20 protein-coding genes and 2 pseudogenes are annotated in these 18,483 nt (G+C 73.6%); 4 read left to right on the top strand and 18 right to left on the bottom strand.

The window, feature by feature from the left end:
* The 4 genes and pseudogenes from EMA09_RS19895 to EMA09_RS19875 form a co-directional block, all read right to left on the bottom strand.
* Positions 1–1,356, bottom strand: a complete 1,356-nt coding sequence (locus tag EMA09_RS19895; RefSeq protein ID WP_240796474.1) for an extracellular solute-binding protein — start codon at positions 1,354–1,356, stop codon at positions 1–3.
* 441 nt (positions 1,357–1,797) lie between these two features.
* Entirely contained in the window at positions 1,798–2,172 is a 375-nt protein-coding gene (locus EMA09_RS19885; RefSeq protein WP_129842353.1) for a hypothetical protein, read from the bottom strand.
* A gap of 9 nt (positions 2,173–2,181) precedes the next feature.
* Complete coding sequence (gene rph, locus EMA09_RS19880) at positions 2,182–2,910, bottom strand: ribonuclease PH (protein WP_129842352.1); 729 nt, start codon at positions 2,908–2,910, stop codon at positions 2,182–2,184.
* 18 nt (positions 2,911–2,928) lie between these two features.
* Positions 2,929–3,683: pseudogene (locus EMA09_RS19875) on the bottom strand (MBL fold metallo-hydrolase).
* Positions 3,684–3,799: 116 nt separating this feature from the next.
* On the opposite strand from EMA09_RS19875, the gene EMA09_RS28455 reads away from it, so the two are divergent.
* Positions 3,800–3,937, top strand: coding sequence for a hypothetical protein (locus tag EMA09_RS28455; protein ID WP_168220769.1), 138 nt, complete (start codon positions 3,800–3,802; stop codon positions 3,935–3,937).
* Here the strand turns inward: EMA09_RS28455 and rodA are convergent, their stop codons facing one another.
* The 8 genes from rodA to clpS all read right to left on the bottom strand — a co-directional run bounded on the left by rodA (position 3,938) and on the right by clpS (position 9,715).
* The gene (rodA, locus tag EMA09_RS19870; RefSeq protein ID WP_129842351.1) at positions 3,938–5,134 is read right to left on the bottom strand and encodes a rod shape-determining protein RodA; all 1,197 of its coding nucleotides are present in this window, start codon (positions 5,132–5,134) and stop codon (positions 3,938–3,940) included.
* 49 nt (positions 5,135–5,183) lie between these two features.
* On the bottom strand, positions 5,184–6,134 hold the full coding sequence (locus tag EMA09_RS19865; protein ID WP_129842350.1) for a cysteine synthase: 951 nt from the start codon (positions 6,132–6,134) through the stop codon (positions 5,184–5,186).
* Positions 6,134–6,412: a MoaD/ThiS family protein gene (locus EMA09_RS19860; protein ID WP_129842349.1), complete on the bottom strand. Its 279-nt coding sequence runs from the start codon at positions 6,410–6,412 to the stop codon at positions 6,134–6,136. Before EMA09_RS19860 ends, EMA09_RS19865 begins: the two co-directional genes overlap by 1 nt.
* Before the next feature lie 62 nt (positions 6,413–6,474).
* Positions 6,475–6,588 (bottom strand): putative leader peptide, encoded by a 114-nt coding sequence (locus tag EMA09_RS29480; RefSeq protein WP_346655843.1) that lies wholly within the window; start codon positions 6,586–6,588, stop codon positions 6,475–6,477.
* A 109-nt stretch (positions 6,589–6,697) separates the two neighbouring features.
* Entirely contained in the window at positions 6,698–7,114 is a 417-nt protein-coding gene (locus EMA09_RS19855) for a M67 family metallopeptidase (protein WP_129842348.1), read from the bottom strand.
* A 43-nt stretch (positions 7,115–7,157) separates the two neighbouring features.
* Entirely contained in the window at positions 7,158–8,774 is a 1,617-nt protein-coding gene (locus EMA09_RS19850; protein WP_129842347.1) for an amino acid carrier protein, read from the bottom strand.
* 36 nt (positions 8,775–8,810) lie between these two features.
* On the bottom strand, positions 8,811–9,422 hold the full coding sequence (locus EMA09_RS19845; protein WP_129842346.1) for a DUF2017 domain-containing protein: 612 nt from the start codon (positions 9,420–9,422) through the stop codon (positions 8,811–8,813).
* A complete protein-coding gene (gene clpS, locus EMA09_RS19840) occupies positions 9,422–9,715 on the bottom strand; it encodes an ATP-dependent Clp protease adapter ClpS (RefSeq protein WP_129844144.1) in 294 nt (97 codons plus the stop codon). The genes EMA09_RS19845 and clpS overlap by 1 nt, the downstream gene beginning before the upstream one ends.
* Before the next feature lie 137 nt (positions 9,716–9,852).
* Between clpS and EMA09_RS19835 the strand changes: the two genes are divergently transcribed.
* Positions 9,853–11,184 (top strand): nicotinate phosphoribosyltransferase, encoded by a 1,332-nt coding sequence (locus EMA09_RS19835; protein ID WP_129844143.1) that lies wholly within the window; start codon positions 9,853–9,855, stop codon positions 11,182–11,184.
* A gap of 115 nt (positions 11,185–11,299) precedes the next feature.
* Positions 11,300–11,890, top strand: coding sequence for an isochorismatase family protein (locus EMA09_RS19830; protein WP_129842345.1), 591 nt, complete (start codon positions 11,300–11,302; stop codon positions 11,888–11,890).
* A 151-nt stretch (positions 11,891–12,041) separates the two neighbouring features.
* On the opposite strand, the pseudogene EMA09_RS19825 reads toward EMA09_RS19830, so the two are convergent.
* From EMA09_RS19825 to EMA09_RS19810, 4 genes and pseudogenes are all read right to left on the bottom strand, one after another.
* Positions 12,042–12,290, bottom strand: a pseudogene (locus EMA09_RS19825) (hypothetical protein); the annotation flags it as partial.
* A gap of 219 nt (positions 12,291–12,509) precedes the next feature.
* Positions 12,510–13,139 carry an RDD family protein gene (locus EMA09_RS19820; protein ID WP_129842344.1) on the bottom strand — a complete coding sequence of 210 codons (630 nt, stop codon included), beginning with the start codon at positions 13,137–13,139 and terminating at the stop codon, positions 12,510–12,512.
* A 77-nt stretch (positions 13,140–13,216) separates the two neighbouring features.
* Entirely contained in the window at positions 13,217–14,698 is a 1,482-nt protein-coding gene (locus tag EMA09_RS19815; RefSeq protein ID WP_129842343.1) for an RDD family protein, read from the bottom strand.
* Positions 14,699–14,827: 129 nt separating this feature from the next.
* Positions 14,828–15,955 (bottom strand): DUF4037 domain-containing protein, encoded by a 1,128-nt coding sequence (locus EMA09_RS19810; RefSeq protein ID WP_129842342.1) that lies wholly within the window; start codon positions 15,953–15,955, stop codon positions 14,828–14,830.
* A gap of 204 nt (positions 15,956–16,159) precedes the next feature.
* Between EMA09_RS19810 and EMA09_RS19805 the strand changes: the two genes are divergently transcribed.
* Entirely contained in the window at positions 16,160–16,603 is a 444-nt protein-coding gene (locus EMA09_RS19805) for an SsgA family sporulation/cell division regulator (RefSeq protein ID WP_129842341.1), read from the top strand.
* 110 nt (positions 16,604–16,713) lie between these two features.
* On the opposite strand, the gene EMA09_RS19800 is transcribed toward EMA09_RS19805, so the two are convergent.
* Complete coding sequence (locus tag EMA09_RS19800; RefSeq protein ID WP_129842340.1) at positions 16,714–17,550, bottom strand: S16 family serine protease; 837 nt, start codon at positions 17,548–17,550, stop codon at positions 16,714–16,716.
* Positions 17,551–17,560: 10 nt separating this feature from the next.
* Positions 17,561–18,205 (bottom strand): helix-turn-helix domain-containing protein, encoded by a 645-nt coding sequence (locus EMA09_RS19795; protein WP_129842339.1) that lies wholly within the window; start codon positions 18,203–18,205, stop codon positions 17,561–17,563.
* Positions 18,206–18,483: the final 278 nt, after the last annotated feature.

The raw sequence follows: 18,483 nt of genomic DNA, 5'->3' as shown, positions 1-18,483 counted from the left end.
TTACTGACGGGTCTGGCCGTGGAAGTCCTCGGTGGCGCGCCGGAGTGCCTCGCGCGGTGAGAGGTCCCCGTTGTAGGCGCGGAGCAGGTAGCCGCTCAGCACGGTGTCGAGGATCGGCCGGTCGGGGCTGAGGAAGAAGACCGGCGCCTCGTCCACCACGTCGCGGTACACCTCGAACATCCGCTGTCCGCCGCAGAAGTCGTCCTCGATCCCGGCGAGTGCCGGATCGTCGAAGACGGACCGGCGGGTCGGCAGGTAGCCGAGGTCGACGTAGCGGCGTTTCTCCTCGTCGGGGGTGAGATAGGCGCGGGTGACGAGTTCGACGCCGGCGAGGGTGTTCTCCTTGCCCCGCAGGGCGCCGAACCCCGTGCCGCCGGTGAACGAGGTGCGCGCCCCGCCGTCCGTGAAGACCGGCAGCGGCCGGATGCGCCACTGCCCGGCCTGCTCGGGGACGTTCGGCATGATGCCGTAGACCTTGTACCAGGTCGCCATGAACTGGCCGATCAGCCGGCCGGTGGACAGCGCGGCCTGCACGCTCGCACCGTAGAAGTCGGAGACGGTGGTGATGTAGCCCTCCTGGACGCCCTCGGCCAGGAAGGTCAGGGCGCGCTCCCCTTCCGCGGTGTCGATCGTGAGGTTGCCCTCCTCGTCGAACAGCCCGCCGCCGCACTGCATCAGCAGCATGTCGAACGCCGCCATGACCTGTCCCAGGTCGCTGCCGGTGCAGACCGCGGCCATGCACACGTCGTGCCGCCGGAAGACGCCGGCGGCGGCGTCGGCGAGTTCGTCCCAGCTCCCCAGGTCCGTGGGGAGCCCCACCCGGTCGAACTCGGGTTCCCGGTAGTAGTACACGACCAGGGGCGCGTCCGAGTCGAGGGCGTAGAGCCTGCCGTCCTTCGTGAACGGCGCCGTCCGCATCGTCAGGAGATCGTCCCGCACGTCGGCGACCGCGTCGTCCAGCGGCTGGAGCAGTTCGTGCGCGAGGTCGCCGCGCAGGAGGCGGGTGAACGAACCGATCTCGAAACCGGCGACGTCCGGTGTCCCGGTGCCGGCGATGGCCTGGGCGATGGTCTTGGTGACGACGTCCTGCGCGCTGGACCGCGTGGCGTCGAGGTGCCAGCCGAAGTCACTGCCCGCCGCCTCCGCGTTCTCCGCCGCCGTGGCGAAGAAGTCGACGTACGCCTGGTCGTGGGTCCAGAAGGCCAGGTCGACCCGGCCCGAGGTCACGGGCTCGGCGTCGGCGGCGCGGCCGCAGCCGCTGAGCGAGCCGCCAAGCAGTGCCGCCGCGCCGAGGCCGCCGCCCATCCGCAGCAGGCCGCGCCGGGAGAGGACCGGGCCATGGGGTCGTGGGGTCATCCTTGTCCCTCGCTTCCTCGCCGCGCGGCCGTCACCGGGCCGGCGGCTCCGTGCAGTGCCGGCGGACGGACGGGGCGGGAAGGCCCGGGTGCGTGCGGAGCCCGGTGACCGGTCGGACCGGCTGCGCGGCGGCGGCGGCCGGAGCCGGCGGGGGAAGGCCTGGCAGCCCGCGGAGGGCATGGCGGGCGCACGCGGGAGCGGTGGGGGCGTGCGGCCGGCCGGCGGCTCCATGGCCGCGCGCCCGGCGGGTGACTCCCCGCGGTGGCACGCGTCCCGTCATGGCCGGCTCCCTCGCCCGTCTCACGCCCGGTCGACCGGGTGGTCGATCGGTGCGCGCCACGTTAAGGACGCATCTCGGCGAGGGTCAATACTTGTGTTCGAGATTCTGATGGATGTTCGGTATACCGGACGCGCGGATGCCGCCGCCGCGGCACCCGCCGGTCAGCCGGAGCAGACGTCGGTGAGCTGCCCCGCCACATCGCTCAGCGGCCCGAGATCGACCTCGACACCCTCCTGCGCGTCGACCCTGACCGTCTCGGCCGCCTCGGCCAGCGAGTCGCCGAGCGCCTGCACGTCCTCGTCGTCGATGCCGTGCAACTCCTCGATGCTGCCGTCGAGTTCAGTCGCCGCGGCATCGAGCGCGTCGGGGTCGTTGTCGTTCACCGCCTGCTGGATGTCGTCCACGCTGCCGGTGATACTGACCGCCAGCCGGGCGCAGTCCACCACTCGTTCCACATCGCACGCGGTGAGCAGGCCGGCGGCGGTCACCACGGTGACGGCCGCCAACCCGGCCGCCGCCCGTCGCAGGTTCTCCATACCTGTTCTTTACCCGTCGGAGAGGGCCGCACGCTGCGCGGCGTCCAGCTCCGCGCACCCGGCGGACGCCAGATCGAGCAGCGCGTCCAGCTCCGCCCGCTCGAACGGGGCGCCCTCGGCGGTGCCCTGCACCTCGATGAACCGGCCGTCCCCGGTGCGCACCACGTTCATGTCGGTCTCGGCGCGCACGTCCTCCGCGTAGGCGAGGTCGAGGAGCGGCACACCGTCCACGATGCCGACGCTGACCGCGGACACCGCGCCGGTCAGCGGCTCGGCCCGCCCCTTCACCAGCTTCCGCTCCCGCGCCCACGCCACGGCGTCGGCCAGCGCGACATACGCGCCCGTGATGGCGGCGGTACGGGTGCCGCCGTCGGCCTGCAGGACGTCGCAGTCGAGGACGACCGTGTTCTCGCCGAGCGCCTTGAAGTCCACGACGGCCCGCAGGGAACGGCCGATCAGCCGGGAGATCTCGTGCGTCCTGCCACCGATCTTGCCGCGCACCGACTCACGGTCGCCGCGGGTGTTCGTGGCGCGGGGCAGCATCGCGTACTCCCCGGTGACCCAGCCCTCACCGCTGCCCCGGCGCCAGCGCGGGACGCCCTCCGTCACGCTGGCCGTGCACAGCACCCGCGTGTCTCCGAACGAGATGAGGACGGAGCCCTCGGCGTGCTTGCTCCAGCCCCGCTCGATGCGGACGGGACGGAGCTGGTCGGCCGAGCGGCCGTCGATTCGAGACATGGCCCGAGCCTAGTGGCCTCAGACCTCGTAGACCGCCCCGGGCCTGGCCAGCTCCACCGGCCCGTCGAAGACGGACTTGGCGTCGGTGAGATTCACCTGCGCGTCGGTCCACGGCGGGATGTGCGTGAGGACGAGCCGCCCGGCGTCCGCGGCGGCGGCGCACTCGCCGGCCTCCCGCCCGTTGATGTGGACCTCCGGCAGGTCCTCCTTGCCGGCCGTGAACGACGCCTCGCACAGGAAAAGGTCGGCGCCGCGCGCCAGCTCGGTGAGCCCCGCGCAGCGGCCGGTGTCCCCGAGTAGCACAGGACGCGCCCGCCGTGCTCGACGCGGAAGCCGTACGTCTCGACCGGGTGGGTGACCCGGCCCGGTGTGACGGTGAACGGCCCGGCGGTGAACGGCCGGCCCGCCGTCAGCGTCCGGAAGGAGAAGACCTCGCTCATCGAGGAGTCCGACGGTGTGTCACCGTAGGCCGTCGTCAGCCGCTGCTCCGTGCCGGCCGGCCCGTACACCGGGACCTGCGGGCAGCGGCCGCCCTCGTGGCGGTAGAAGCGCGCGACGAAGTACGCGCACATGTCGATGCAGTGGTCCGGGTGGAGGTGGCTGAGCGCGATCGCGTCGATGTCGTACAGCCCGCAGTACTTCTGCAGTTCCCCGAGGGCGCCGTGCCCCAGGTCGAGGAGCAGCCGGAAGCCCTCGGCCTCGACGAGATAGCTGGAGCAGGCCGAGTCCGCGGACGGGAATGAACCCGAGCAGCCGACGACGGTGAGCTTCATGGAAAGGGGAACCTCCGTAGTGGGGTTCGAACGACTCTAAGTCGCATTGGACCGTGCCGTGCCTCGCGCGTGCCTCGGTGTGGGCGGAATCACCAGCGCGGGGTACCGTCGCACGTGTGGACGGAATGTGGTGGTTGGCACTCGCCGCGGTGGCCCTCCTCGCCTTCGTCGCGGCCGTGGTGGACGGCGCCGGGCGGCTCGGCGGACGGCGGCGCGGCCGGGGCAGGGACCGTGGCCGGGGCGGCGACGGGTGATCACATGCGGCTGCGCGACCTGATCCGGATCGCCAGCAGCAGCCCCACCGCGATCCACAGCGCGAACATCGACGACCCCCCGTAGGAGAGGAACGGCAGCGGCAGCCCGGTCACCGGCATGATGCCGAGGGCCATCCCCATGTTCTGGAACGACTGGAACGCGAGCCACGCCACGATGGACGCGGCGACGATCGTCCCGTACATGTCCGGCGCGTTCATCGCGATGCGGCAGCCCCGCCACAGCACGACGCCGATGAGCACGATGACCCCGGCCGCCCCGACGAAGCCCAACTCCTCCCCCACCACGGTGAAGATGAAGTCGGTGTGCTGCTCGGGCACGAACTGACCGGTCGTCTGACTGCCGTGGAACAGCCCCTGTCCCGTCAGCCCGCCCGAACCGATGGCGATGCGCGCCTGGTTGGTGTTGTAGCCGACGCCGGCCGGGTCGAGGGACGGGTTCGCGAAGGCCGCGAACCGGTTGATCTGGTAGGTGTCCAGGAGCCCGAGCTGCCACACGGCCAGCGCCCCGCCGACGCCGAGCGCGATCAGCCCGACGATCCAGCCGCGCCCGGTGCCCGACGCGAGCAGCGCACCCAGGGTGATCGCGGCCAGCACCATCGTCTGCCCGACGTCCGGCATCAGCATGATGATCACGGCCGGCAGGGCGACAAGACCGAGGGCCTGGAGGACCGCACGCGTGTCGGGGCGTGGCCGCTGGTCGCTCTCCAGGGGGGCGGCGAGCAGCGTGGCGACGGCGAGGATGACCCCGACCTTGACCAGCTCGGACGGCTGGAAGGCGAAGCCGCCGGGGAGCTGGATCCAGCTTCGCGAGCCGTTGATGGAGGAGCCGAGCGGGGTGAGGACGGCGAGCGCCATGACGAGCGAGAGGACGTACAGCACGGGCACGGCGTTCCGCAGGCGGATGTGGCCGAGCCAGACCATCACCGCGGCGAGGCCCCCGCCGATGGCGAGATTCAGGATGTGCCGCAGGAGGAAGTACTCGGGGTCGCCGTTGTTGAGGTCGGTGCGGCCCCGGGTGGCGGAGTAGACCAGGAGGGTGCCGAGGACGGCCAGCACGCCGGCCGAGCCGAGCAGCCACCAGTCGAGGCGCCGGGCGACGGAGTCCCGGGCGGTGATCCTGGTCCAGATGGACTGCTCGGCGGCCGGCTGGGCGAGGGGGTAGCTGCGTACGGTCACACGGTGACGATACGTGTGCGGGCGTGCGCCCGCGGTGATCAGCGCCCGGTCATGCCCAGAGCTGGCCCTGGAGCAGAGCGACGGCCTCCTCCGTCGAGGCGGCGGTGTAGATCCCGGTGGAGAGGTACTTCCACCCGCCGTCGGCGACGATGAACACGATGTCGGCCTCCTCCCCGGCCGCGAGCGCCTTGCGGGCGGTGCCGAGCGCCGCGTGCAGGGCGGCGCCGGTGGAGACACCCGCGAAGATGCCCTCCTCGGCGAGCAGCTCACGCGTACGGGCGACCGCGTCGGTGGAGCTGACGGAGTAGCGGGAGGTGAGGACGGAGGCGTCGTACAGCTCGGGCACGAAGCCCTCGTCGAGGTTGCGCAGGCCGTAGACCAGGTCGTCGTAGCGGGGCTCGGCGGCGATGATCCGCACGTCGGGCCGGTGCTCCCGCAGGTAGCGGCCGGCGCCCATGAGGGTGCCGGTGGTGCCGAGGCCGGCGACGAAGTGGGTGACGGACGGCAGGTCGGCGAGGATCTCGGGGCCGGTGGTCGCGTAGTGGGCGCCGCTGTTGTCCGGGTTGCCGTACTGGTAGAGCATGACCCAGTCGGGGTGCTCGGCGGCCAGTTCCTTGGCGACGCGGACCGCCGTGTTGGAGCCGCCGGCGGCCGGCGACGAGATGATCTCGGCGCCCCACATGGCGAGGAGCTGACGGCGTTCGGCCGAGGTGTTCTCCGGCATGACGCAGACGATCCGGTAGCCCTTGAGCCGGGCGGCCATGGCGAGGGAGATGCCGGTGTTGCCCGAGGTGGGCTCCAGGATGGTGCAGCCGGGCGTGAGGAGACCGGCCTTCTCCGCCTGCTCGATCATGTGCAGGGCGGGCCGGTCCTTGACGGAGCCGGTGGGGCTGCGGTCCTCCAGCTTGGCCCAGACGCGCACCGACTCGGCCGGGGACAGCCGCGGCAGCCGTACGAGCGGGGTGTTGCCGACGGCTGCCAGCGGCGAGTCGAAGCGCATCAGCGCATGCCCCCGGCGACGGCGGGGAGGATCGTCACGCTGTCGCCGTCGCTGAGCGCGGTGGCGATGCCGTCGAGGAACCGGACGTCCTCGTCGTTGAGGTAGACGTTGACGAAGCGGCGCAGCTCTTCGCCGTCGACCAGCCGCTCCCTGATGCCGGGGTGGCTGGCGTCCAGGTCCGCGAACAGCTCGGCGATCGTGCCGCCGTTGCCCTCGACGGCCTTCTGCCCGTCGGTGTAGCTGCGGAGGATGGTCGGGATGCGGACCTCGATGGCCATGGAGGGCTCCTGGTGAAACTCGGCTCGGGGGGCTTGGCGTGGGCGGTCGGGTGATCGCGTGATCAACGGGGCGCCGTACACGTGGCGCCGGCGAGACGGCACAGATCGACGTGCAGGCGCGCCACGAGCAGCTCGCCGCCGCCCGGGTTGTCGTCGCTCACGTCAGGGGGAACCATGGCGGCATCGTATCGATTCCCGCTCCGCCCCCCGGCGATCGGCTCATCATATGGACGGAGCGGTCTCGGCTCGCGGGCAACCGGAACCGCTCCCGCCCGGCGCGGGCCGTCAGACGACCCGCACCTCCTCCTCCGAGACCTCGCCGTCCACGATGCGGAACGACCGGAACGAGACGGGGCCCTCGTCGTTGCCGCACTCGGCGGTCGAGACCAGGACGTAGTGGGCGCCGGGCTCGTTCGCGTAGGAGATGTCCGTGCGCGAGGGGTACGCCTCGGTCGCGGTGTGGGAGTGGTAGATGACGACCGGCTCCTCGTCGCGGTCGTCCAGCTCCCGGTAGAGGCGCAGCAGGTCACCCGAGTCGAACTCGTAGAACGTGGGCGAGCGCGCCGCGTTCAGCATCGGGATGAAGCGCTCGGGCCGGTCGCTGCCGGCCGGTCCCGCGATCACGCCGCACGCCTCGTCGGGGTGGTCGGCGCGGGCGTGGGCGACGATCCGGTCCACCAGGTCCTGGGAGATGGTCAGCATGCGGTCAGCGTAGTTCGCCTGCCGGGACGGCCGGCGGCGGGTCTCAGCGGGCGACGGGCAGCGGACCCGCGGGCGGCCCGGGGTCGTCGTCGCGCGGCGGGAGCGGTCCATCGCCGGTGTCGCCGGCCGGCCCCGCGTCCGGGGACACGTCGTCCGGCAGTCCGGCGTCACGGCGCGCGAGAAAGCCGCGTACGGCCCGCAGTTCGTCCCGCACGACCGGTGCGAGCAGGTAGAGCCCCGTGATGTTGAACACGGCGGCGAGGAACAGGAAGACGTCCGCCAGGTCGACCAGCGTGCCGAGGGACAGCAGCGCGCCCGCGACGACCATGCCGCAGAACAGCGCCTTGTAGAGCGCCTGGCTGGCCCGCGTGCCGCCGAAGAGGTAGGTCCACGCCTTGAGGCCGTAGTAGCCCCACGTGATGATCGTGGAGAAGGCGAAGAGGAACACCGCGACCGTCAGGACCGCCGGGAACCACGGCAGGGCCGTCGCGAAGGCGTCCGAGGTGAGCGAGATGCCGGCCGTCGTGTCCCCGCCCTCGCCGCCGGCCGCCGCCTCCCTGGCCGCGGTGTAGCTCGGCGCGCCGGCGACGACGATCGTGAGCGCGGTCATGGTGCACAGCACGACCGTGTCGGCGAACGGTTCCAGCAGCGCGACGAGGCCCTCCGTCGCGGGCCGCCGGGTCTTGACCGCCGAGTGCACGATCGGCGCGGAGCCGACGCCCGCCTCGTTCGAGAACGCGGCCCGCTGGAAGCCCGCGATCAGCGCGCCGGCGAACCCGCCGGCGACACCCTCGGGCCGGAACGCCTCCTGGACGATCGTGGCCAGGGCGTCGGGCACCCGGGTGGCGTTCGCGACGAGGACGGCGAGGCACGCGGCGACGTACAGCACCGTCATGGCGGGCACGAGGCGGCTCGTGACCCGGCCGATGGCCCGCATGCCGCCCAGCAGGACGAGCGCGGCGAGGACGGCCACCACCACCCCGAACAGCAGCGCGCCGGCCGACTCCGTGAAGAACGCGGTGTGGTCCCCGGTGGCGGTGGCGAGCTGTTCGAGGGACTGGTTGACCTGGAAGAGGTTGCCGCCGAAGAAGGCGAAGAAGAGGAGCATGGCGGCGGCCGGCCAGGCCAGGACGCGGCCGAGGCGCGGCAGCCCGCGTTCGGCGAGTCCCTTCGGCAGGTAGTGCATCGGCCCGCCGGACACCCGGCCGCGCGCGTCGATCTCGCGGTAGCGCACGCCGAGGGTGCACTCGACGAACTTGGTGGCCATCCCGAGCAGGCCGCAGACGATCATCCACAGGGTCGCGCCGGGGCCGCCGACCGAGACGGCGATGGCGACGCCCGCGATGTTCCCGAGGCCCGCGGTGCCGGAGAGCGCGGAGGTGAGCGCCTGGAAGTGGGTGACCTCGCCGGGGGCGCCGGGCTGTTCGTAACGGCCGGACGCCAGCTTCACCGCGGTGCCGAACCGGCGTACCTGGATGAATCCGAAACCGACGGTGAAGACCAGTCCGGCGAGGACGAGCCAGCCCACGATGAGCGGGAACGGGCTGCCCGCCACCTCGATCTCGCAGAAGACGACGGCGGTCAAAAGGTCGCGCACGGGTTCGAATACGTCATTGACCGCCGCGTCGATCCGGTCGGTCCATGATCCATCGCTCGCCATACCGTGGGAGCGTACCGACCGAAAGGGATTATCCGATCAATTGAGAAGCGTTTCGATGAGGGTGTCCTGAAGGCGGCCCAGCCAGTGATAGGCGATGACCAGAGGTTTCCTCGGGTCCCCCGCGGACAATTCGAACAGTTTCTCGGAGTCGGACTCGTCCTCGATGCCGAGCCGCGCGGCGAGGGTGAGCCGCAGGTCGTTCAGCGCGCCGAGCCAGCGGCGCGAGTCGTCCGGCTCCAGGGTGAGCACGGCCGCACCGGCGCCGTCGTCCGGCCCGGCGTCGCGCGCCGCGGCGTCGAGTCCGGAGATCATCGCCAGCAGGTCGCCGCGCTTGCGCGCCCGCAGCTCGTTCTCGGTGAACCGGCGGAACTCCGCCGAACGACGCCTGCTCTCCTCGTCGGGCTCCCCGCCGCCCGCCGGGTCGCCGTACGCGTCCGGGAAGAGCCGGGCCAGCGCCGGGTCGCGGGGCGGCTCGCTCGGCCCCTCGGCGAACAGCGCGGCCAGCGGGTCGGCACCGTCGTCCGGCTCGTCGCCGGGTCCGATCAGTTCGAGCATCTGCGTGGCGAGGCTGCGGAGGACGGAGATCTCCCCCTCGTCCAGCGCGATCGCCGCGCCGCCGCCGTCGACCGATTCGAAGAAGGCCACCATCAGCGCTCCCGCTGAAGCGTCGCCCAGAGGCCGTATCCGTGCATCGCCTGCACGTCCCGCTCCATTTCCTCGCGCGTGCCCTTCGAAACGACCGCGCGCCCCTTGTGGTGGACATCGAGCATGAGTTTCTTCGCCTTGTCCTTCGGATAGCCGAAATAGGACTGGAAGACGTAGGTCACATAGCTCATGAGATTCACCGGGTCGTTGTGCACGACCGTGATCCACGGCACCTCGGGGGCCGGAACCTCGACCGGCGCCCCCTCGGTCTCCGTGCGCTCGGCTTCCACGGGCATCGCAGCACTCACCCCTCCATGCTGCCACTACCGCCCCCCACTGGGCCAAGCGAGCGGCCGGCGGCACCGCGCGACCACCGGGGAAACCAATATCGTCAATCTGACGAGATGGGGTGTACGCTGGCCGCATGGATGCCATGAACGACCCGGCCGCGGGCCTCCCGGTGGCGGTGCCCTCGACCGCGCTCTTCACCGACCAGTACGAGCTGACCATGCTCCAGGCCGCCCTGCGCGCCGGCACGGCGCACCGCCGCTCCGTCTTCGAGGTCTTCACACGCCGCCTCCCCGAGGGCCGCCGCTACGGCGTGGTGGCCGGCACCGGCCGCATGCTGGACGCCGTCGAGAACTTCCGCTTCGACCCCGGCATCCTCGACTTCCTGCGCGAGCGGGAGATCGTGGACGGCCCCACCGTCGACTGGCTCGCGGACTACCGCTTCACCGGCGACATCCACGGCTACCCCGAGGGCGAGGTGTACTTCCCCGGCTCGCCGCTGCTGCGCGTCGAGGGCACCTTCGCCGAGTGCGTCCTGCTGGAGACGGTGATCCTCTCGATCCTCAACTACGACTCCGCCGTCGCCGCGGCGGCGTCCCGCATGGCGGTGGCTGCGGGCGGCCGCCCCCTCATCGAGATGGGCGCCCGCCGCATGCACGAGCTGGCCGCGGTCGCCGCGTCGCGCGCCGCGTACGTCGGCGGCTTCTCCACCACCTCCGACCTGGCCGCCGGCTTCCGCTACGGCATCCCGACGGTCGGCACGAGCGCGCACGCGTTCACCCTGCTGCACGACTCGGAGCGCGCGGCGTTCACGGCCCAGGTCGAGTCGCTCGGCCGCGGCACCACGCTGCTGGTGGACACCTACGACGTGCGGGAGGCCGTCCGCACGGCCGTCGAGGTGGCGGGTCCCGGCCTCGGGGCCGTCCGCATCGACTCGGGGGACCTGCTGATGGTCGCCCACCAGGTGCGGCGCCAGCTCGACGACCTCGGCGCCCACGAGACCCGCATCGTGGTCACGAGCGACCTGGACGAGTACGCCATCGCCTCGCTGGCCGCCGCGCCCGTGGACGCGTACGGCGTCGGCACCCAGCTCGTCACCGGCAGCGGGCACCCGACCTGCTCGATGGTCTACAAGCTGGTGGCCCGCGCCGGCGGCGAGGGACCCGACGCGCCGCTCGTGCCGGTCGCGAAGAAGTCGCTCGGCGGCAAGCTGTCGGTCGGCGGCAGGAAGTGGGCCGCCCGTCCCGTGGACGACGCGGGGGTCGCGACGGCCGAGGTCGTGGGCACCGGCGAGGTGCCGCCCGAGCTCGCGGAGCGGCTGCTCACCGTGCCGCTGATGCGCGGGGGGCGTGCGGTCGCCAGGGAGCGCCTGGACGCCGCCAGGGACCGCCACGAGCGGGCGCGCGCCGGCCTGCCGCTGTCCGCGACGCAGCTCTCCCGCGGCGAGCCCGTCCTGGGTACCCAGTACCTGACCTGACCGCCCCGCGAGCCCGCGGGTCCGCACCGTCCCGCCCGCGTAGTGCGGGCGGGACGGGACCCGTAGGCTTCGGGCCACACACGCTTCCGCGAGAAACCGAAGGGGTGTCCACGTCATGCACCGCGCCCTGATCGTCGTCGATGTGCAGAACGACTTCTGCGAGGGCGGGAGCCTCGCGGTCGCCGGAGGAGCCGACGTCGCCGCCGCGATCACCGATCTCATCGGTGCCGGCACGCCCGCGTACGACCATGTGGTGGCCACCCGCGACCACCACATAGCGCCACGTGACCACTTCTCCGACGAACCCGATTACGTCCGGACCTGGCCGCGGCACTGCGTCGCCGGGACCGAGGGGGTCGGCTTCCATCCGAACTTCGCCCCCGCCGTCGCCGCCGGGTCGGTGGAGGCCTGCTTCGACAAGGGTGCCTACTCGGCGGCCTACAGCGGCTTCGAGGGCACCGACGAGTCGGGGACCGGCCTCGCCGAGTGGCTCCGCGCACGGAACGTGACGACCGTCGACATCGTCGGCATCGCCACCGACCACTGCGTCCGGGCCACCGCGCTCGACGCGGCGCGCGAGGGCTTCACGACCCGCGTCCTGCTGAGCCTGACCGCCGGGGTGGCCCGGGCGACCACGGACACCGCGCTGGCGGAGCTGGCCGCCGCCGGGGTCGAGCTGACGGGCGAGCCCGTCGTCACCGGCTGACCGCGCCCGGCGCGGAGCGGCCGGCCGCCGGGGCCGGCGCGCCCGGCACCGGCAGCGCCCTGCCGTGCCGGTGCGGGTACGAGCGGCGCCGGCGCCGCGCCGGGCCGACCAGGCGCGCCATCGGACGCCAGCACTCGGCGGCGTCGCAGGCCGCCGGGCGCCACACGACGCCGTCCGGGTGGTACAGGACGGCGGAGATCTCGTCGGGGGTCGGCGGGGCGGTGTTGCCCCGGAGGGTGAGGACGCGCAGGCCGTGGTTCCGCAGGCGGGTGAGCGCCCGCGGGCGGTTCACGGCATGGACCAGCACCCGGACGGCGCGGCCGGGCGCCCCCGGGTCCGGCAGCGCGAGCGCGACCACGACGCTGCCGTCCGGCAACTGGACGAAACCTCCATCGGACATGCCACACATCATGCCGCCATGGACGGCCGTCCGTCGAGGGGAAGTCAGAAAAACATACTCTGACCTGCGGCGATGACCCATCGAGCACCTTTCGCAATCGCGTGATGACACCGCGCGACAGGGCGTCCGGGAAGATCGTTTGTAGGGGTGCCACTGCCGACGGCGCCAAGCACGCGGATGGTGGGCCCGGTGCTCCCGGGGCATTCCTCCGACGGACCGTCAGACCGTGGTGACGACCACGGTGCGCGCCGACTTGTCGTGCAGACACTGCCGGTACGGCTGGTCCCACGTGCAGAACAGCACGTTGAACAGCCAGAAGAGGAACCCGATGCACGGCACGAGCTGCGGCAGCGAGTAGACGGCCGCGCGGTTCCAGGCGGCGTTGCCACGGGGCACGGCGCCGTCGTCCAGCATCGCCACCCGGATGCGCACCGCCATCTTGCCGAGCGTCTGGCCGCGGGCGCTGAGCATCAGGCCCTCGTAGATGAAGTAGACCAGCAGCAGGATGGCCTGTTGGGTCCACGAGCCGCTGCCCCCCGCGCTCTCGTCCCAGTACGCGTCGCCCCGCAGGGGCCACAGGATCAGCGACACCGGCACGCCCACCACGATCGCGTCGATGACGCGCGCGACCAGGCGGCGCAACCGCGAGGGCAGCGGCGGCATACCGGCCAGCGGGTCGACGGCCCCCTGCGCGCCGCCGTACGAGTTGGCGGCGAACGGGTCACCGGGCGGCGGGGCCTTGGGCAGGTCGGGCTCCCCGCCGGGGGAGCCCCCCGGCGGCACACCGGACGCACGGTCCCTGCGCGGGTCGTCGTCCCCGCCGCCGGGCGGCGTCTGATCGGTCGTCATGGGCCCAGTGCACCCCGGCCCGGCGCCCGGCGCATCCGGCGCCGGGCGATCGGGTCACGGCACTGGGCCGCCCGGGGTCAGCCCGGCGACTCGGAGGGACGGTTCTTCCGCCCCGCGACGAACGTCCGGCCCGCCTTGTCGTGCCACGCCTGGCGCCACGGCCGGTCCCTGGCGCCCACGATCATGCTGACGAGGGCCAGCACCACCGTGAGGGACGTCGCGGTCCACACGAGCCAGCGCAGCAGCGCCCTGCCGAACGTCGGCTTCTCCTGGCGCTCCATGTCGAGGACGCGGGTGCCCGCGACGCCCTTGCCCGGCGTCGTGCCCCACAGCGCGGTCGGCAACGCCTCCAGCAGGACGCCGACGACGAGGAACACGCCGAGGACCATGCCCGCGTAGAGCGCCGTGGTGCCGTCGATGAGCCAGATCTGCTTCGTGACACCGGCCCGTTCGGCCGCGTCGATCTGCTCCTGGATGTGGTCGCGCGCGCTGCCGGCCAGCGGCCACGCCACGCCCGCCGCGGCGGCGAGGGGCAGCAGCACGTCCACCACACGGCCCGTCAGACGCCTGCCGAGCCCGGCCGGGTACGGGCGGCCCGGGTCCACCAGACGGCGGGCCATCGTGAGCGGCGCGCCCTCGTGCGACTGGAGGAACGGCGACTGCGCGTGGCCGACCTGGCCGGGGACCTGCTGCCCCGGCACGCCCTGGCCCGCGTGCGGATAGCCGTAGCCGCCGACGGGGGCTGCGGGCGCGCCGGCCTGCGGGTAGCCGTAACCGCCGGGCGGGGTGGGCCGCTGCTGGGCGCCCGGATGCGGGTACCCGTAACCGGGCGGCGTCTGCGCGGGAACGCCCTGCGGCGGGCTGGCCTGGACGGGCGGCTGCGGCGGAGCGGCGTGCTGCTGCGCCACGGGCGGCTGCTGCTGGGCGGGCGGGTTGGGCGCGCCCTGCGGCGGGGTGCCGGGGGCCTGCCGCGCGAGGTCGTGGACCTGGCGCTCCCAGGACGGGTCGGGGGTGTCGAGCCGGCGGAGCATGGCCGTCTTCGGCTCCTGCGCGGGCTCGGGCGTGGCCTGCGGCTCCGGGACGACGGGCGAACCGCCCGCCGGCGAACCGCCCAGCGGCCCGCGCGGATCACCCGCGCCGGGCCCGCGGGACGCCGAGGGCGAGGCGCTGACGTCCTCGTCCGAGCCCCAGCCGGCGCCCTGTCCGCCCGCCGGCGTGACCTCGCCGCGCCCGCGCAGCTCCGGCAGCGCGCTGCCCGACGCCTGCCCCGGGATGCGCGGCTCCTGCGCGCCGGACCCGCCGGACGGCCGGTCCTCGTCCTCGTCGAAGAAGAACGGCTGCGTCTCGTGCTTCGGGGCGTCCGTGACCGGACCGGGGGCCGGCTGGGCCGAACCGGTGGGCGGCGTGGGCACCGGCTCCCCCGCGCGCGGCTCGGGCCGGCTGCTGCCCGGCACCCACGACGTGCCGTTCCAGTACCGGATGTAGCCGGGGATGGACGGGTCCGGATACCAGTTGGGTCCCGGGCCGCCGCCGGCCTGCCCTGCGGGTGGGGAGCTCATACGCGGTCCGAATCTCCTCGTCCGTACGGTCGTCTGTCGCCCTGCCGGGTAAGCATGTTAGTCGCCGGGGGGCCGACCGGGTTACCCGTCGTACGGGGACGGTGGCGGCGGAGCCCGCCCCGGCTGTGATCACGCGTGCGGCGCGCCTCCGGTTCCGCGCGGGGGACGGTGGTCGCCGGCGGGCAGTTCGAGGAAGTCGGTGCTGTCCGCCCACTGGTCGACGGCTCCGGTCAGCGGCCGCTCCCGCAGGCCGGGGTCGGTGAGGGTGGCGCGCAGGGCCTCGGCGAACCGCCGCGCCCCGAGGACCAGATAGGGGCGCTGGTGATAGGGGCGCGGCGACGGGTCGAGGTGCGGCGCGAGCCCCGAGTCGTTCTGCAGGCCGGCGACGATCCCGTACGCCTCGCACAGGTGCCGCTCCCGCAGGGCCGGACCGGTCGCGGCGAGCGCGCCGCGCAGGACGGGCGTGAGCCGTCCCGCGACCGGCAGCCGGGCGAACGCGCTGCCGAGCCACTTGCTGTAGGGCGCGTAACGCCGCTCCAGCAGGAGGCACAGGCGCATCAGGTCGCGGACGAGCCGCCCCGCGACGACCGCGGCGCCGAGGTCGTCGCCCGCTTCCGCGCAGCGCCCGGGGAACGCCTCCTCCTGCGCCACGCGCTGCCACTGGCAGGCGAGGAGGTAGCGCCATACCTGCTCGGGGTACCAGGCCAGCCGCCGCCTGGCCGCGGTGAGTTCGCCGGTGCCGTCGTGCAGGACGGCGCCGGACGTGGCCTCGGCGAGGCGCTGCTGCGGCATGGCGAGCCAGTCCTCGACGGTCGGCCCGGCGCCCCGCAGCCCGAGGCGTACGGCGAGCCAGGTGCCGACGTCCGTGACGGCGACGCGGTGGTCGACCGGGCCGTCCGTCGGCGCCATCCTGCCGACCGGGTCGAGGGGGTCGGCGCTCGCCGCGAAGTGGGTGGGCCAGCCGCGGATCTGTTTCGGGAGGCGCTCGGCGAACAGGGTGCGCAGGGCCTCGCCGTGGCGGGCGGCGTCCCGCGCGGTGAGGAACAGCGTGAGGCGCGGCCCCCACTCGTGGTCGGCCGAGCGCGGCGAGTCGAACCCGAGGACCTCCGAGCCCGTGCCGACGCGGGCGGCGGCGTACGGCAGGCCGGGGTGTGCCTCCTCCAGCAGCGGACCGACGGCCTCCTCGTACAGGATCCGGGACAGTTCGAGACCGGGCAGGAACGGGGCGCGCACCGGGGGCGGGAGGGAGGAGGGCATGCGGTCCACTCTCCGTCGGCCGCCGCGGCCGGTCCAGCGGATTACGGTCCGGCGCGCCGGAGGGGCGGGAGCGGGCCGGCCCGGAAGGGCGGATGGGTCGGCGGATCCCGGGAAGCCGCGTAATGAACCTCGGGCCGTCCCCTCTGTATCCCCGTGCGGGCCGCCGGGCGGCCGTACGGAAGCACAGGAGAGAGGGAGCACATCGTGGTCACCATCATCGCGCGGGAGCTCGAGGTCGAGCTGGTGCTCTCGCCGGAGCGCAGCGTCCCCGTGCCCGCGAGGCTCGTGTACCGGGCGGACGACCCGTACGCGGTGCACATGACGTTCCACATCGGGTCGGACATCCCGGTCCACTGGACGTTCGGGCGCGATCTGCTCGTGGAGGGCGTGGAGCGGGCGTGCGGCGAGGGCGACGTCCGGGTGTGGCCGAGCGGGCCGCAGCACCGGCGGTCGCTGTTCCTCGCACTGCGGTCGCCGGACGGGGACGCGCTGCTGCGGGCGTCCGCGCCTGAGGTGGCGGAGTGGCTGGAGCGCACGCTGCGGGCCGTCCCGCCGGGCGAGGAGTCGGACCGCATCGACGCGGACGAGGTCCTGTACGCCCTGCTGACGGCCCGTCCGGCGGACGACTCGGGGGACGGCAGGCGGTGAGGCCGCACCGGGGGGCGTGAAACCCCCGGTTCGAGGGCATCATTGACGACACCACCCCCCACGAGCCGCCCCCGCGACCTGCACTCGCGGGGGCGGCCTCGTACCCGGCCTCAGCAGGACGGCACGGACTCCCCCGCCGCGAGGTCGCGCAGCGCGTCCACCGCGCCTTCGAGGGAGGCGACCGGGATCAGCCGCAGCCCGTCGGGCGCGTTGTCCGTCGCGTCGTCGCACTCGTCCTGCGGCACGAGGAAGACGGTGGCGCCGTCGCGGTGGGCCGCCTGCGTCTTCAGCGCCACGCCGCCGACCGCGCCGACGCGGCCCTCGGCATCGATCGTCCCGGTGCCGGCGATCGTGGCGCCGCCGGTGAGGTCGCCGCCCTCGCCGTCGCCGTCGAGCAGGTCGACGATGCCGAGGGAGAACAGCAGCCCCGCGCTCGGGCCGCCGACCCCTTCGAGCGTCAGGTCCACGGTGACCTCGTCCTCGTCGAGACCGAGATAGGTGAGGGCGGCGGTGACGGCGGAGTTCTGCGACTGCCGCATCTCGGCGGTGTTGTGCTCGTCGATTTCCTCCGGGGTGTCGCCCACGGGGTAGACGGCCTCGCGCGGCAGGACGGCGCGGTCGTCGGCGAAGTAGCCGCGGACGACGTCGAGCAGACGCAGCGTGGTGTCGTGCGAGGTGGCGCTGATGGTGGTGAGACGCAGCTCGCCCTCCGTCTCGCGCACCGGCGCGCCGCTGATGGTGATGACGGGCTCGCCGCCCCGCTCGCCGAGGACGTCGGCCGTCTCACCCGGCAGCGTCAGGGTGAACGGCAGCGGCGCGAAGGCGGCGACGGCCAGCAGCGCCGCGAGGAGCGCGCCGCAGACGGCGAGCAGCAGCGGGCGGCGGGGGCCGGTGCGCCGGTCCGGCGGGGACGCCGGGGCGGGCGATGCGGTCTGGGCGGCGGGCATGGCAGCGAATCTAACGCAGGGCGGCCGCGACCTCCTGGGCGGCCCGGACCACCCGGGGACCGACGCCGGGCGGTACGGCGTCGCGGAGCATGACCACGCCGACGCTGCCCTCGATGCCGCACTCGCCGGGCAGCGGGGCTGCGGCACCGGCCGTGCCGGACTGCGGCTCGGCGCGCGTCAGGACGAAGCCGTCCTCGTCGTCGATGTCCTTGCAGCGGCCGGTGAGGATGGCCTGCCCGGCGGCGCCGTCGCCCAGCGCCTCACGGAAGCCCGTTCGGCGGGGGACGTGCCGGCCGCTCCGGGCCGGGACGACGACCGCGACGGTCAGGGCGTCGGGGCCGTCGGCGACGGTGAGGTGCGCGGTGGCGCCGGTGTCCTCGGCCAGGGCGCTCAGCGCGGGCAGGGACGCCTCGCGCACGAGCGGGTGGACCTGGCGGCCGAGCCCGAGGACGCCGACGCCGACCCGTGCGCGCCCCGCGGCGTCCCGGCGGACGAGGGCGTGCTGCTCCAGGGTGGTGAGCAGGCGGTAGACGACCGTGCGGTTGACCCCGAGCCGCCGGGACAGCTCGGTGACGGTCAGCCCGTGGTCGGTGTCGGCGAGGAGCTTGAGGACACGCAGTCCCCGGTCAAGTGTCTGAGAGGTCTCCGCGGTCAACGGCCGCGCCCCCCTTCGGTGTCGCGGTGCGCCGCCGGTCCCGCGGGCAGCACACACGGGTCCTGACCCAGCAACGAGCCGCTGCGCACCGGGGCGACGCTGACACCGGGCGTTCACGTGTGCGGAACGTATCCCCGGGTGCCCGGCGGCCGGTAGGGGCGTCCACTATCCGGGCATGACGCTCCATCGGGTGCGTACCGGACGGCCCGCTCCATGGTCGCGCTCCCACCCCGGTACGGCCGGACACTACCCCACGGCTCCGCGGCGCCTCCACCCAC

The organism is Streptomyces sp. RFCAC02, assembly GCF_004193175.1.
GTDB lineage: Bacteria > Actinomycetota > Actinomycetes > Streptomycetales > Streptomycetaceae > Streptomyces.
The sequence above is the reverse complement of the archived record's forward strand: the minus strand, read 5'-3'. Positions and strand labels throughout refer to the sequence as shown.